The sequence below is a fragment of the Bacillus sp. FSL P2-0099 genome (assembly GCF_038007445.1).
In the GTDB taxonomy this organism is placed as follows: Bacteria; Bacillota; Bacilli; order Bacillales; family Bacillaceae_G; genus Bacillus_A; species Bacillus_A mycoides.
On the sequence record NZ_JBBOXE010000001.1, the window covers coordinates 537,343 to 553,130 of the forward strand.

The 15,788-nt window shown below is 33.6% G+C and carries 9 protein-coding genes; all 9 read left to right on the forward strand.

What is annotated here, in order from left to right; genetic code table 11:
- Positions 1–31 precede the first annotated feature (31 nt).
- The 9 genes from queG (at position 32) to MKY90_RS02855 (ending at position 15,780) form a co-directional block, all read left to right on the forward strand.
- The gene (queG, locus tag MKY90_RS02815; RefSeq protein ID WP_098167696.1) at positions 32–1,174 is read left to right on the forward strand and encodes a tRNA epoxyqueuosine(34) reductase QueG; all 1,143 of its coding nucleotides are present in this window, start codon (positions 32–34) and stop codon (positions 1,172–1,174) included.
- A gap of 44 nt (positions 1,175–1,218) precedes the next feature.
- Positions 1,219–2,106: an amidase domain-containing protein gene (locus tag MKY90_RS02820; RefSeq protein ID WP_002029655.1), complete on the forward strand. Its 888-nt coding sequence runs from the start codon at positions 1,219–1,221 to the stop codon at positions 2,104–2,106.
- Positions 2,107–2,164: 58 nt separating this feature from the next.
- Entirely contained in the window at positions 2,165–2,653 is a 489-nt protein-coding gene (gene trmL, locus MKY90_RS02825; RefSeq protein ID WP_000538149.1) for a tRNA (uridine(34)/cytosine(34)/5-carboxymethylaminomethyluridine(34)-2'-O)-methyltransferase TrmL, read from the forward strand.
- A gap of 124 nt (positions 2,654–2,777) precedes the next feature.
- The gene (locus MKY90_RS02830; RefSeq protein ID WP_078185196.1) at positions 2,778–4,847 is read left to right on the forward strand and encodes a sensor domain-containing protein; all 2,070 of its coding nucleotides are present in this window, start codon (positions 2,778–2,780) and stop codon (positions 4,845–4,847) included.
- A 403-nt stretch (positions 4,848–5,250) separates the two neighbouring features.
- The gene (locus MKY90_RS02835; protein WP_002029658.1) at positions 5,251–7,146 is read left to right on the forward strand and encodes a PrkA family serine protein kinase; all 1,896 of its coding nucleotides are present in this window, start codon (positions 5,251–5,253) and stop codon (positions 7,144–7,146) included.
- 449 nt (positions 7,147–7,595) lie between these two features.
- A complete protein-coding gene (yhbH, locus tag MKY90_RS02840; RefSeq protein WP_002010376.1) occupies positions 7,596–8,771 on the forward strand; it encodes a sporulation protein YhbH in 1,176 nt (391 codons plus the stop codon).
- 128 nt (positions 8,772–8,899) lie between these two features.
- Entirely contained in the window at positions 8,900–11,785 is a 2,886-nt protein-coding gene (locus tag MKY90_RS02845; protein WP_341090276.1) for a leucine-rich repeat domain-containing protein, read from the forward strand.
- A 303-nt stretch (positions 11,786–12,088) separates the two neighbouring features.
- Entirely contained in the window at positions 12,089–14,986 is a 2,898-nt protein-coding gene (colA, locus tag MKY90_RS02850) for a collagenase ColA (RefSeq protein WP_098167741.1), read from the forward strand.
- A gap of 245 nt (positions 14,987–15,231) precedes the next feature.
- Positions 15,232–15,780 carry an NfeD family protein gene (locus MKY90_RS02855; protein ID WP_098167740.1) on the forward strand — a complete coding sequence of 183 codons (549 nt, stop codon included), beginning with the start codon at positions 15,232–15,234 and terminating at the stop codon, positions 15,778–15,780.
- Positions 15,781–15,788 lie beyond the last annotated feature (8 nt).

Below are 15,788 nucleotides of genomic sequence, written 5' to 3' on the forward strand. Positions count from 1 at the left end.
GGGATGGATTCATCGGTGGAGGCGATTGAAAATGGACTTTGAACAATTAAAGCAAGATGTAATTGCGTATAGTAAAACGATTGGTATAGATAAAATAGGTTTTGCCAGTGCTTCACCATTTGAGGAATTAAAGCAGCGTCTAATCCAGCAACAACAATTGAATTATCAGTCTGGATTCGAAGAGCCTGATATAGAGAAGAGAACGAATCCACAGCTATTGTTACCTGGTGCGAAATCAATTATTGCGATTGCTTTAGCATACCCTTCAAAATTAAAAAATGCACCATTAAGTAAACGAGGGGAACGACGTGGGATTTTTTGCCGTGCTTCTTGGGGCCAAGATTATCACCTTGTTCTACGAGATCGTTTGCAAAAGTTAGAGGCGTATTTAATCGAAAAGCTGCCGGATATAGAAGTGAAATCAATGGTTGATACAGGGGAGCTAAGTGATCGAGCTGTTTCAGAGCGTGCCGGTATTGGATGGAGTGGTAAGAACTGCGCTATTATTACACCGGAATTTGGTTCGTATGTATACTTAGGAGAAATGATTACGAATGTTCCATTCCCCCCTGATCGGCCAATAGAAGATCAATGTGGAAGTTGTACGAAATGTATTGATATTTGTCCTACAGGTGCTTTAGTACAAGGCGGGCAGTTGGACTCGAAGAAATGTATTGCATTTTTAACACAGACAAAAGGGTTTCTGCCTGAAGAATATCGCGATAAAATAGGAAACCGTATATATGGATGTGATACGTGTCAGACTGTTTGTCCGAAAAATAAAGGAATGGATTTTCATAACCATCCTGAAATGGAGCCTGACCCTGAGTTAGTTAAACCGTTATTAACACCACTTTTAACAATTAGTAATCGTGATTTTAAAGAGAAGTATGGAATTATGTCTGGTTCATGGAGAGGTAAAAAACCATTGCAACGAAATGCTATTTTAGCACTTGCACATTTTAAAGAAACAGCAGCAATTCCTGATTTAATCGGTGTTATGAAAGATGATCCAAGACCAGTACTTCGAGGAACAGCAGCATGGGCACTTGGGAAAATTGGTGGAGATGGAGTAGGAGAAGCGATTGAAAAAGAGATGGAACGTGAGAAAGATGAAGAGGTTCTTCATGAAATGAATCGTGGACTTGAATTGTTAGCACAGAAAAAAGAGTAGATAATATCTCCCTTTTTCATATTGTAATATGGGAGGGAGACGAAATGGTTGTAAAAGCGAATATTGAAAAGCAAGTGCAACAGTTTTTAGCATATATAACAGAGAAACGAACAGATGTAGATGGTATTGCAGTAGATTTGTTACAAATGGTACAGAGAAAGAAACAATTGTTTCAAAAGCGTAGTGCACATATAGTGAAAGCAACTGCAGATATTTCTTTCGTTAGACAATTAAATAGTAATGAGCATCAAGAAATTGATTATCAAATACACTTGAAATATTTAATTAAGCATAAAGAATTATTTTATATCGAAGAGGAACAATTAAAACGACGAGTTTGTTTAAAAAATAGTTGTATAATAGATGATTATGCTCTCGAAGTGTCAGAAGAAATAGGAATAGGTGAAACGTTAGAACGGGAAGTCACGAAAGAAAAATACGGTTCATATCAATATAATCGTTTAGAGGCAGTGAAATATGCAGAGCGTTGGTGGGATGATCGCAATTCTGCATACCGTAATTTTCCGGATAATTGTACAAATTTCATTTCACAATGTCTGCATACTGGAGAAGTACCAATGAATGGACATCCTAACATTCGTAAAGGGTGGTGGCAAAGGGGAAACCAGTGGAGTTGGAGCTGGGCTGTAGCGCACTCTTTTTATTGGTATTTGTCAGGTGCTACAACAGGGCTTCGAGCAGAAGCAGTAGAAAGGCCAGAAGACCTTATTCTTGGCGATGTAATTGCGTATGATTTTGAGGATGATGGTAGGTGGAATCATACGACAATTGTAGTAGCAAAAGACGCAGATGGTATGCCGCTTGTAAATGCACATTCAGCGAATAGCCGCAGGCGTTATTGGAACTATGAAGATTCTAGTAAATATACACCACAAATGAAATATAAATTCTTTCATATTATTAATGGGTAGAGATTTTTCGTTCAAGTGGTATAATACGTAGTAGATAAAAAATAGAGGTGAATATCGCGTGGGAGTACATGTTGTTTTATATCAACCAGAAATTCCAGCAAATACAGGAAATATTGCACGTACTTGTGCAGCAACTGGAACAGAATTACATTTGATTAGACCGCTTGGATTTTCAACGGATGACAAAATGTTAAAGCGTGCAGGATTAGATTATTGGCAGCACGTAAAAGTTACGTATTATGATTCAATCGAAGAATTCTATGAGAAAAATAAAGATGGTGAATTCTTTTATTTAACAAAGTATGGCGAGAAAGCTCATACAGCATTTGATTATAGCAAACGTGAGAAGGATTACTATTTCGTATTTGGAAGAGAAACAAATGGATTACCAGCTAATGTAATTGAAGAAAACTTCGATCATTGTTTACGTATTCCAATGACGGATAAAGTACGTTCATTAAATTTATCTAATACAGCAGCAATTTTAATTTATGAAGCGTTCCGTCAACAAAATTATCCAGGATTAGATTTAGAAATCGTGTATTAAAAGTCGCCATTTGGCGGCTTTTTTATTTTTTAAAAAAATATGTAATCATACATTTTAAAAAAGGTACATATTCATATAGAATGAGATATATGAATAAAAATAGATAAGACGGGTTGAGATAAATATGAAGGAACAATATAATAATCAAAATACCTTTTTAAGTATGATAGATATGGATTTAGTAAGACAGGGATTGTTACATGCTATTCAAGATTTAGTGTTTATTGTGAAAGTTATTGATGATGAAACTTTTAAATATATTTATGTGAATAAAATAGGAATGAATCACGCCAGGCTAGGGAAAGAATGTTATGGGAAAACTTTTGCAGAAGTATTACCAGAAGATACGGCAAGGTTATTGCAAGGACACTATGCAAAAGTAATGAGAGAAGCGAGAGCAATTACATTTTGTGATGTAATTAGTTTGCCAACTGGTGATATACATTATGAATCTTCACTTAATCCAGTATGCGATGTAAATGGAACATGTCAGTTTATTATTTGTATTACTAGAGATATTACAGCACAGGTTAAGAAAAAAGTGGAAATAGAAGAAAAACAAATGTTATTTAAGTCATTACTAGAATATAATAATGATTCCATTATATCTGTAGATTCTATTGGAAGAATTACATATGCAAATCCAGCGACTTATGAAATTTTTGGGTATCGATATGAAGAGTTAAAGGACCAATTTATTTGTCAGTTTATAAATAAAGAATATGAAAAAACTTTTCAAATTATATTTAAAAATGCTTTACAGGGAAGAGCAAAACAAATTGTTGCAAAGAAATATATTCATAAAGAAGGATATGAACTTTATATTTCCGTGAGGACAATCCCCATTATTGTGAATAGTGAAATCGTCGGGGTGTACATTGTTACGAGGGATGTTACGAGGCAAGTATTAAATGAGATGAAAACAGAATATTTAGCTTACTTCGATCAGTTAACGGGGTTAATGAATAGAATATCATGCACAAATAAGCTAAATGAATTTTTAGCTGAGAATAAAGAATTCGCATTGGTTTTTATAGATTTGGATGAATTTCACCTTATTAATGATACATTTGGTCATAAAGAAGGGGATCAAGTCTTAAAAAAAGTTACTGAATGCTTACGAGATCTAAAAATAGAAGATATGCATTTATTTAGAGAACATGATGATCAATTTGTTATGTTAATAGAAAATATAACGAGAGAATACGTAGAGGAAGTTGCACAAACAATATTAAAAAAAATTAGTGGGCATTTTGTAATAGAAGAAGAGGATGTTTATTTGAGTGCATCAATTGGGATTGTAATGGCCCCAGAAGATGGAATGGATGAAAAAATGCTTTTCCAAAGAGTCGACGCAGCTTTGGAAAAAGCAAAGGAAAAAGGAAAAGGGTATTATCATTTTTATTGTAGTGGATTAGATTGTGAACGTGAACAAAGGTTTATAATAGAAAATCAGTTACATCGTGCTATAGAGAAAAATGAATTTTCCCTCTATTATCAACCTCAAATTAATATTGAAACGGAAAAGATAGCCAGTATGGAAGCCTTAATAAGGTGGGAGAATAAGGAGCTAGGTTTTGTCTCGCCCAATCAATTTATCCCACTTGCTGAAAGAACAGGGTTTATTATTAAACTTGATGAATGGGTAGTACATCAAGTTTGTGAACAGATACGTGAATGGTTAAATAAAGGATATGAGGTTGTACCAATCGCAGTTAATATTTCAGCTAGACATTTTCGTTCTATTACATTAATAGAGATGATTACACGTGCTTTAAATAAGTACAACGTTCCCCCTCATTTATTAGCAATAGAAGTTACAGAAGGGGCTCTTATACATAAAGATGTATCAAAAAGAGTGTTACTGCAGTTAAAAGAACAAAATTTAAAGATTCATTTAGATGACTTTGGAACGGGATATTCATCTTTAAGTTATTTAAAAACATATCCGATTGATACGTTAAAAATTGATCGTTCTTTTATGGAAGGTATATATAAAGATGAAAGAGATACGAATATTACGGCTGCAATTATTCATTTAGCACATACTCTAGGGTTAAATGTGATTGCAGAAGGAGTAGAAAAGGCGGAACAAATACAGTTTTTAAAGGAAAAGAATGTGAAAATCGTACAAGGTTATTTTTATAATCGCCCTTTATCGATATACGATGTGGAAAATATTTATTTTAAATAGTGTATAAAAAACAAGAAAAAAAGTGATGTGCTGAAAAGCACATCACTTTTTTTGTGTACCTGGCTTATCGTTATAACCAGATGTGAAAATAGCTGTAAGAAATGTGAGTGATACACCTAAAATTAATAATAACTTCATACTAATTTCCCCCTTACTTTTTCGGTTTACGAATCCTATTTGTGAATCGAAATGTATGTAAGGTTCCCAGAAGAAAAGAATTTATTTACAATGAATAGCAGCGTGAAAACTTTAATACCTTTATTATACAGAATTTTCTTTGAATTTTGGAGAGAATTTTATTGCGCTATTATATATTTCGTTTTGATTTAAAGAATGTTTAAGGACATCCTAGCATACCTTTTATAATAATCCGATTGAACAAGGAGATGGGGGAGGAGCTATAATGGATATTCTAAAGAAAATTGAACAATATCGGGAAGCAGAAGAACGTTTACAATGGGAAGGTACGTTTGCGGAGTATTTGGAGCTTGTGAAAGAAAGACCATGGGTGGCTCAAACAGCACACTCTCGCATTTACAATATGATAAAAGATGCTGGAATTGAAGAAGTTGATGGTAGAAGAAAATATAACTTCTTTAGTAATCAGCTATTTGGATTAGAGGATGCTTTAGAACGCCTTGTGGAAGAATATTTTCATCCATCTGCAAAACGATTAGATGTTAGGAAACGTATTTTGTTATTAATGGGGCCTGTTAGTGGGGGGAAATCAACATTAGTTACGATGTTGAAACGAGGATTAGAAACATATTCACGAACAGATCGTGGAGCGATTTTTGCAATAAAAGGATGCCCAATGCATGAAGATCCACTTCATTTAATTCCGCAACATTTACGGAATGATTTCTTTGATGAATATGGAGTAAGGATTGAAGGGAATTTATCACCATTAAATGTTATGCGTCTAGAGCAAGAATACGGGTCAAGAATTGAGGATGTAGTTGTAGAGCGTATTTTCTTCTCTGAAGATCGCCGTACAGGAATTGGTACATTTAGTCCTTCTGATCCAAAATCACAAGATATTGCCGATTTAACAGGTAGTCTAGACTTTTCTACAATTGCAGAATACGGTTCGGAATCAGATCCTCGTGCATATCGATTTGATGGAGAATTAAATAAGGCGAACCGCGGCATGATGGAATTCCAAGAGATGTTAAAATGTGATGAGAAATTTTTATGGCATTTACTATCGCTTACACAAGAAGGGAATTTTAAAGCAGGAAGATTTGCGCTTATTTCAGCAGATGAATTAATTGTAGCGCATACAAATGAAACAGAGTATCGTTCCTTCATAGCAAATAAGAAAAATGAAGCATTGCATTCACGAATTATTGTAATGCCGGTTCCATATAATTTACGGGTTAGTGAAGAAGAACATATTTATGAAAAAATGATTCGTGAAAGTGATGTGTCCAATGTTCATATTGCACCGCATACACTTCGCGTTGCAGCAATGTTCACTATTTTAACTCGTTTAAAAGATCCGAAGCGTCCAGATATTGATTTAATTAAAAAGATGCGTTTATATGATGGAGAAACGGTAGAAGGATATAATACGATTGATGTAGAGGAACTGCAACGCGAATATCAAGATGAAGGTATGAAGGGGATTGACCCTCGTTATGTCATTAACCGAATTTCTTCTACAATTATTCGAAAAGAGGTACCATCTATTAATGCACTAGATGTACTGAGATCGTTAAAAGACGGATTGGATCAGCACCCGTCAATTAGTAGTGAGGACCGAGAGCGCTATATGAATTTCATCTCATTAGCGAGAAAAGAATACGATGAAATTGCTAAGAAAGAAGTACAAAAAGCATTTGTTTATTCATACGAAGAATCAGCTAAGACACTTATGGATAATTACTTAGATAACGTCGAAGCATACTGCAATAAATCAAAATTACGTGATCCGTTAACTGGTGAAGAAATGAGCCCAGATGAAAAACTTATGCGTTCGATTGAAGAGCAAATTGGAATTTCAGAAAATGCTAAAAAGGCATTCCGTGAAGAAATTTTAATTCGCATTTCTGCTTATGCACGTAAAGGAAAACGCTTTGATTATAATTCACACGAACGTCTTCGTGAAGCGATTCAGAAAAAACTATTTGCCGATTTAAAAGATATAGTGAAAATTACAACATCAACGAAAACACCAGACGAAAATCAGCTTAAGAAAATCAATGATGTTGTTGCACGCTTAATTGATGAGCATGGCTATAATTCTTCATCTGCGAATGAATTGTTACGATATGTAGGTAGTTTGTTAAATCGATAGTTTGATAACAAAACGCTGTCTCTTATTCTTGGGGCGGCGTTTTGTTATCTATTGATATTTGTAAAAAATGTCATAGCTTGTCCGAATATAATAAATTAAGATGCGATTTTATGAATTTCTTGTCAATTATTTTTACAATATGCATATGATAGAGTAACCAACCATTCATACAAAAAAGCCAACACAATACAATATGTTGCAAAACGAAAATGTGTGCAACAATGCATTGTGTTTCTTTCTTATCAACGGCTGAATGTTTCTTTCTTATTATGTGAGTGGCAAAATTTTGTTTAGGATGCTCGGAGTATTGTATGAAAAACGCTATATATGTTTATGGGATGATTTTCGATGAACAGTTATTTTTCAAATATTCTAGTTACGCACACTAGAAAACAAAATTATAGATTGCTGTTCATAGGGGAAGACAATTACAGTAAGGAGGGAAAGGAATGAGCGAAGAAAACCAACCAAATTACACGATTTCACAGGAAAACTGGTCCCTCCATCGCAAAGGATATGACGACCAACAACGCCATCAAGAAAAAGTGCAGGAGGCAATCAAAAATAATTTACCAGACCTTGTAACAGAAGAAAGTATAGTTATGTCTAATGGCAAGGATGTTGTGAAAATACCGATTCGTTCTTTAGATGAATATAAGATTAGATACAATTATGATAAAAACAAACACGTTGGGCAAGGAAACGGTGACAGCAAAGTTGGTGATGTTGTTGCAAGAGATGGATCAGGTGGTCAAAAGCAGAAGGGACCAGGAAAAGGGCAAGGGGCAGGAGATGCAGCTGGAGAAGATTATTATGAAGCAGAAGTCTCAATTTTAGAATTGGAGCAAGCGTTTTTCAAAGAGTTAGAGCTGCCTAATTTAAAGAGAAAAGAAATGGATGAAAACCGGATTGAACATATTGAATTTAATGATATTAGAAAAACAGGATTATGGGGAAATATTGATAAGAAACGGACGATGATATCTGCATATAAACGAAATGCAATGCGTGGTAAAGCATCTTTTCATCCAATTCACCAAGAAGATTTAAAGTTCCGTACTTGGAATGAAGTGTTAAAGCCAGATTCAAAAGCTGTTGTATTAGCGATGATGGATACGAGTGGATCGATGGGGATATGGGAGAAGTATATGGCACGTAGCTTCTTTTTCTGGATGACAAGATTTTTACGCACAAAGTATGAAACCGTAGACATTGAGTTTATTGCTCACCATACGGAAGCGAAGGTCGTCACAGAAGAAGAGTTTTTCTCAAAAGGGGAAAGTGGTGGAACGATCTGTTCTTCCGTATACAAAAAAGCACTTGAGTTAATCGATAATAAATATTCACCAGACCGTTATAATATTTATCCATTCCATTTTTCAGACGGTGATAATTTAACTTCAGATAATGCTAGATGCGTAAAGCTTGTGGAAGAGTTGATGAAAAAATGTAATATGTTTGGGTATGGGGAAGTGAATCAGTACAACCGCCACAGTACGCTTATGTCAGCATATAAAAATATTAAAGACGAGAATTTCAGATATTATATTTTAAAGCAAAAAGCAGATGTATTTCATGCGATGAAGAGCTTTTTTAAAGAAGAATCAGGAGAAAAAATGGCATAACCCCTTGTAAAGGGGTTATTTTTTTGTAAACTTTTTATTTTTTTAATTGACAATGATAATGAAAATCATTATCATTTATTCGAGAAATGATTACATTTCGATTTATATATTTTGGAGGAGATGTAAAGTTGAAAAAAACTAAAAGAAAACATATAAATGCGATGATTATCGCTGCGGCGTTATCACTTCCATTTGCTACGTATTCAACGTCTGCTTTAGCAGCTGTAGCAATTGAGGCGAACAAAACTGGACATGCTTTAGAAGATGGTACATATGATGCTGTTATTAAAGCGTATAAAGATAAAACGAATGAAGAGTCTATGGCAGCTGTTTATATAAAAGATCCTAAATTAACTATTGAGAATGGGAAGAAAATTGTAACGGCAACGTTAAGTGATAGTGATTTCTTCGAATACTTGAAAACAGAGGATATTGATACTCCTGGTGTATTCCATGATGTAAAAGTCATATCAGAGGATAAAAAGAAAAATGGGACGAAGGTTATTCAATTTGAAGTTGGAGAATTAGGAAAAAGATATAATATGCAAATGCATATTTATATTCCGACAATGGCCTATGATAATAAGTACCAGGTGCAGTTTGAAGTAAATGCGTTAAATCTAGAAAACAATGTTCCAAAAGATCAAAAGGAAAATAAAGAGGATACAGTGGATCAACAAGATGGAAATGTAATAGTAGATAAGCAATTGCAAATGCATATTAATAAATATAACTTAGAGAGAAAAAATATAAATGAACCTATAACGAAGGAAGATTTATTACAAATTAAAACATTATCCATATACTCAGGTGAGGGGATAAATGAAATAGCTGGTTTAGAATATATGACAAACTTAGAGAAGTTGACATTAAGAGAGTCTAATGTAACAGACATATCTGTTATCTCGGGATTGAGACATTTGAAATATTTAGATTTATCCTCTAGTCCAATTGAAAGCATTCAACCCGTTTCTAAGCTAGAGAATCTTGACATGCTCTTTTTAAGAGATAACAAAATTGCAGATCTTACACCGTTAAGTCAAATGAAAAAGATTAAAATATTAGATTTAATTGGTAATAATATAAAGGATCTTACACCATTATTTACAGTGTTATCGTTAGAAGAAGTATACTTAGCAAATAATCAAATTAGTAATCTTTCGGGTATTGAGAAGTTAAAGAATGTGAATCTATTATGGATAGGAAATAATAAAATTAGTGATATTGAGCCTATTAGTAAAATGAGTAATCTTATTGAACTAGAAATTGCTGATAGTGAAATAAAAGATATATCATCATTATCTAAATTAGTAAAAATACAAGTATTGAATTTAGAAGAGAATTATATCTCTGATATATCGCCACTGAGTAATTTAACAAATTTACATGAGATAAATCTTGGAGCGAATGAAATTTCTGACATAAAGTCTGTTGAGGAATTGGGTAAGCGAACTTCAATAGATATTCAAAGACAAAAAATCTTTTTAGATGAAGCAAGCGTAGATGAAGAAATAAAAATTCCAGTATACAATTTTAAAGGAGAGCCACTTCAAAATATTAAATTGAAAAGTGAGGGGGCTACGCTGAGTAACGGATTTATAAAATGGAATAGTCCTGGAGAAAAAATATATGAATTTAAACTAGATACGAATCCTGCTGAAAGTAAAATAAGATTTAATGGGACGGTTATACAAAGTATAGTTGAAAAACAAACAGAAAGTAAAAATGTAATTCTTGATAAAAATTTACAACAACATATTAATAAAAAGAATTTTGGTAGAGAGAATCTAAATGCCCCTATAACAAAAGAAGATTTATTACAGATTAAAACATTAGAGATACTTAAAGAAAAAGGAAAAGAGATAAAAGATCTAACTGGTTTAGAATACATGACGAACTTAGAAAACCTCACTTTAGAAGGAGTAGGGTTGAAAAATATTAAGTTCATTTCAAACTTGAAACAATTGAAAGACGTGAATGTATCTCATAATAAAATTGAAGATATAACGCCGTTATCTTCACTGGAAAATTTACAGTGGTTAAACCTTGCGGATAATCATATTAAAGATGTATCAGTTCTTGGTTCAATGTTAGACCTACTCAGTTTAAAATTAGCTGGAAATGAGATTCGTGATGTAAGGCCGTTAGTACAATTAGGTCAATGGTTTTCAATTGATGCCGGAAGACAAAAAATCATTTTAAATGAAGCGAAAGTAAATGAAGAAATTCAAGTTCCGGTATATGACTTAGAAGGAGAAACTATTGAGAATATTAAACTAACAAGTGAGGGTGGAACGTTTAATAACGGAGTAATGAAATGGAGTACTCCAGGTGAAAAGGTATATAAATTTGATTTAGATTCGGATGAAACTAGTATAAGCTTTAATGGAACAGTTATCCAGAATATAGTTGAAAAAGAAGAAGTGACAGAACCAACAAAAGAAGTTGAGGAAACAAAAGAAGAAGTAAAAGAGCCGGTAAAAGAAGTTGAAGAAACAAAAGAAGAAGTAAAAGAGCCGGTAAAAGAAGTTGAAGAAACAAAAGAAGAAGTAAAAGAGCCGGTAAAAGAAATTGAAGAAACAAAAGAAGAAGTAAAAGAGCCGGCGAAAGAAGTTGCAGGTACAAAAGAAGAGGTAAAAGAGCCGGTAAAAGAAATTGAAGAAACAAAAGAAGAAGTAAAAGAGCCGATAAAAGAAGTTGAAGAAACAAAAGAAGAAGTAAAAGAGCCGGCGAAAGAAGTTGCAGGTACAAAAGAAGAGGTAAAAGAATCAGCAACTGGATTGGATCAAGAGCCAAAAGGGAATAATCAAGTTGGTCCAGTAAAAGTGGTAGGACAAGAGAGTGCGAAAGAAAAAGATTCAAATAAACAACATGCTAATAAGCAAGAGGAAAATCAGAAGTCTTTAGCAGCAACTGGTGGTCAAGCTAACACACCGACCTTACTTTCTGGATTAGCACTTGTTCTTTCAGCATTAAGTATGTTTGTATTTAGAAAGAGATTATTTAAGAAGTGAATAACGTTTTATCTTATTATTATATAAAGTGATTATATAAGTTTTTGAGAAGCCCTTATTATAGCAGTTTCATGTTGAAATATGCTTATGATAAGGGCTTTTTGAATAGGGGAAGGATATTAATACGAGGATGTTTCGATTGCTTAAATAATGGAGCAACTGTAGCGGAAACTGTAAGTCCCTTTCGTTCACTATATGTTCAAAATGTATGAAGAAATAATATGAAATATTGCATTTTATATCATTTTATCCAGATAATATGTTAATTTTTTGAATGGAATATATAAATAGGGGGGCAATAATATGAACAAGAAATCAAAGATCGATAAAGTGTTGCTTAGTATTAGTACAATGGCGCTATCGCTCGGAGCAATTCAAACGAATGTATCAGCAGAAGAAAAGGTACCGTATAATGTATTGCATTCGAAACCAGTTGGAATTGAAAAACCAGTAGATGAGATCGGACACGCTTCTAAAGCCGAGGAAACATTATCATTTCAAGAACGTTTAAAAGTAGGAGATTTTTCACAGCGACCAGCATCTATTACGAAGAACTCGGCAGTAAAGCAAGCTAAAGAAAGCTATTCAATGGCTGATTTAAACAAAATGAATGATCAAGAATTAATTGAAACGTTAGGCAGTATTAAGTGGCACCAAATTACAGACTTATTCCAGTTTAATGAAGATGCAAAAGCCTTTTATAAAGATAACGGAAAAATGCAAGTAATTATAGACGAATTAGCTCATAGAGGTAGTACATTTACGAAAGATGATTCAAAAGGAATTCAAACGTTTACTGAAGTGTTACGTTCAGCTTTTTATCTTGCATTTTATAATAATGAATTAAGCGACTTAAATGAAAGAAGCTTCCAGGACAAATGTTTACCAGCGTTAAAAGCTATTGCGAAAAATCCCAACTTTAAGCTTGGAACAAATGAGCAAGATACAGTCGTATCTGCATACGGAAAATTAATTAGTAATGCATCAAGTGATGTTGAAACGGTGCAATACGCATCGAATATTTTAAAACAATATAATGATAATTTTAATGCATATGTAGACGATCGTATGAAGGGACAAGCTGTATACGATATGATGCAAGGCATTGATTATGATATACAGTCTTACTTAAATGAGGCTCGTAAAGAAGCGAATGAAACGATGTGGTATGGAAAAGTAGATGGGTTTATTAATGAAATAAATCGTATTGCTCTTTTAAATGAAGTAACGCCAGAAAATAAGTGGCTCGTTAATAATGGAATTTATTTTGCTAGTCGTTTAGGTAAGTTTCATAGTAATCCAAATAAAGGATTAGAGGTTGTTACACAGGCAATGCATATGTACCCGCGTTTAAGTGAGTCGTATTTTGTTGCAGTAGAACAAATTACAACAAACTATAATGGGAAAGATTATAGCGGGAATACGGTAGATTTAGAGAAGATACGTAAAGAAGGAAAAGAGCAATACTTACCAAAAACGTATACATTCGATGATGGATCTATTGTATTTAAAACTGGGGATAAAGTGTCAGAAGAAAAAATTAAGAGATTATATTGGGCTGCGAAGGAAGTAAAAGCGCAATATCACCGTGTGATCGGAAATGACAAAGCTTTAGAACAAGGTAATGCAGACGACGTATTAACGATAGTAATCTATAATACTCCAGACGAATACCAGTTAAATAGACAATTGTATGGATATGAAACAAACAACGGTGGAATTTATATTGAAGAGACAGGGACATTCTTTACATATGAGCGTACGCCAGAGCAAAGTATTTATAGTTTGGAAGAGTTATTCCGTCATGAGTTTACTCATTATCTTCAAGGGAGATATGAAGTTCCCGGTTTATTTGGAAGAGGAGATATGTATCAAAATGAAAGATTAACTTGGTTCCAAGAAGGGAATGCAGAATTTTTCGCAGGATCTACTCGTACAAATAACGTTGTACCAAGAAAGAGCATCATTAGTGGATTATCATCTGATCCTGCAAGCCGTTATACAGCAGAGCGTACACTATTTGCTAAATATGGTTCTTGGGATTTCTATAACTACTCGTTCGCATTGCAGTCTTACTTATATACTCATCAATTTGAAACGTTTGATAAAATTCAAGATTTAATTCGTGCGAATGATGTGGGAAATTATGATACGTATCGTGAGACTTTAAGTAAAGATTCTAAGTTAAATAAAGAGTATCAAGAGTATATGCAGCAGTTAATTGATAATCAAGATAAGTACAATGTGCCGGAAGTAGCAGATGATTATTTAGCTGAACATGCACCAAAAGCACTAACAGAAGTGAAGAAAGAAATTAGTGAAACGTTGTCTATGAAAGATACAAAAATGACAAAGCATACATCTCAATTCTTTAATACATTTACATTAGAAGGTACGTTTACAGGTAGTGTAACAAAAGGTGAGTCAGAAGACTGGAAAGCAATGAGTAAAAGAGTAAATGAAGCTTTAGAACAATTGGCGCAAAAAGAATGGAGTGGCTACAAAACTGTTACAGCATATTTCGTCAATTACCGTGTGAATAGCTCTAATCAATTTGAATATGATGTAGTCTTCCACGGTATCGCAAAAGATGACGGAGAAAATAAAGCCCCGACGGTTAATGTAAACGGACCTTATAACGGGCTTGTAAAAGAAGGAATTCAATTCAAAAGTGATGGGTCAAACGATGAAGATGGAAAAATCGTTTCTTATTTATGGGACTTCGGGGATGGAAGTACAAGTACAGAAGTTAATCCAGTACATGCATATGAAAGAGAAGGAACTTATAAAGTAGCCTTAAGAGTAAAAGACGATAAAGGTAAAGAGAGTAGAAATGAAACAACTGTTACGATTACAGATGGAAGTTTAACAGAATCAGAACCAAATAATCGTCCAGAGGAAGCAAATCGTATCGGGCTAAATACTACTATAAAAGGTAGCCTTATCGGCGGGGATCACACCGATGTTTATACATTTAATGTGGCATCAGCGAAAGATATCGATATTTCTGTTTTAAATGAGCATGGAATCGGGATGACATGGGTACTTCACCACGAATCAAATATGCAAAATTACGCAGCTTACGGTCAAGCTAATGGAAATCATATAGAAGCAAAATTTAATGCAAAACCAGGTAAGTATTACTTGTATGTATATAAATATGATAATGGCGATGGAGCGTACGCATTATCAGTAAAATAAGTGCTTTTCCAATGTATGTTTAACTTTACTTTTTGTGGAAAATAGTATATTATATAGATATACAATATATCGGTTATTTACTAGGAGGAGCCTGTCACAATAGGTTTCTCCTGTTCTTTTTTAGAGACCTGTCTATAGGTTTTTCTTTAAAAAGTAAATAACTGAAAATTAAGATTAATGATTTTTGAAAGAGGTGGGGCATACACATAACAAAAAAGGGATTGTTTAAGAAAGGGGGATAAGAAATGGTCTTGTTTGGTTATCCACTTGAAACAATTTATTTATACGGATTTATAATTGCAACTATACTTACTGTCATTTATATCTTCTTTGGAGATATATTTGAATCAATATTTAGCTTTGGTGGAGGATCTGTATCCATTGTAACTTTATTACTTAGTTTTTTTGCCATGTTATGTGGACTTAGTTATATAGGAGAATATTTATTTTCCTTTAATAGTACTATTATTTTTGCTGGTTCATTTGCTATATCTTTTATCGGTGTTTTCATAATGAAAATATTAATTTTAAAACCGATTGCAGAAGCAGAACAAAATACGGTGCAACGTATGGATGAATTCATTGGTCGCAAGGGGGAAGTCATTACGACAATTCCTACAGAAGGATTTGGAGAAGTGTTAATCTCCTCTCCATTTGGAAGTAATGCAATACCAGCGAAAACAATTGGAAAGAAAGATATTTCACAAGGAACCGAGGTCATTATTGAGGGAGTTCAAGATGGTGTTTTACTTGTACAGAACATCGCTTATTCTTTAAAAAAACCAAAATTATAAGGGGGAAT

Coding starts and splice junctions, on each gene's coding strand:
- MKY90_RS02855 (WP_098167740.1), top strand. CDS start 15,232: ATGGTCTTGTTTGGTTATCCACTTGAAACAATTTATTTATACGGATTT.
- MKY90_RS02835 (WP_002029658.1), top strand. CDS start 5,251: ATGGATATTCTAAAGAAAATTGAACAATATCGGGAAGCAGAAGAACGT.
- queG (WP_098167696.1), top strand. CDS start 32: ATGGACTTTGAACAATTAAAGCAAGATGTAATTGCGTATAGTAAAACG.
- MKY90_RS02820 (WP_002029655.1), top strand. CDS start 1,219: ATGGTTGTAAAAGCGAATATTGAAAAGCAAGTGCAACAGTTTTTAGCA.
- MKY90_RS02830 (WP_078185196.1), top strand. CDS start 2,778: ATGAAGGAACAATATAATAATCAAAATACCTTTTTAAGTATGATAGAT.
- yhbH (WP_002010376.1), top strand. CDS start 7,596: ATGAGCGAAGAAAACCAACCAAATTACACGATTTCACAGGAAAACTGG.
- colA (WP_098167741.1), top strand. CDS start 12,089: ATGAACAAGAAATCAAAGATCGATAAAGTGTTGCTTAGTATTAGTACA.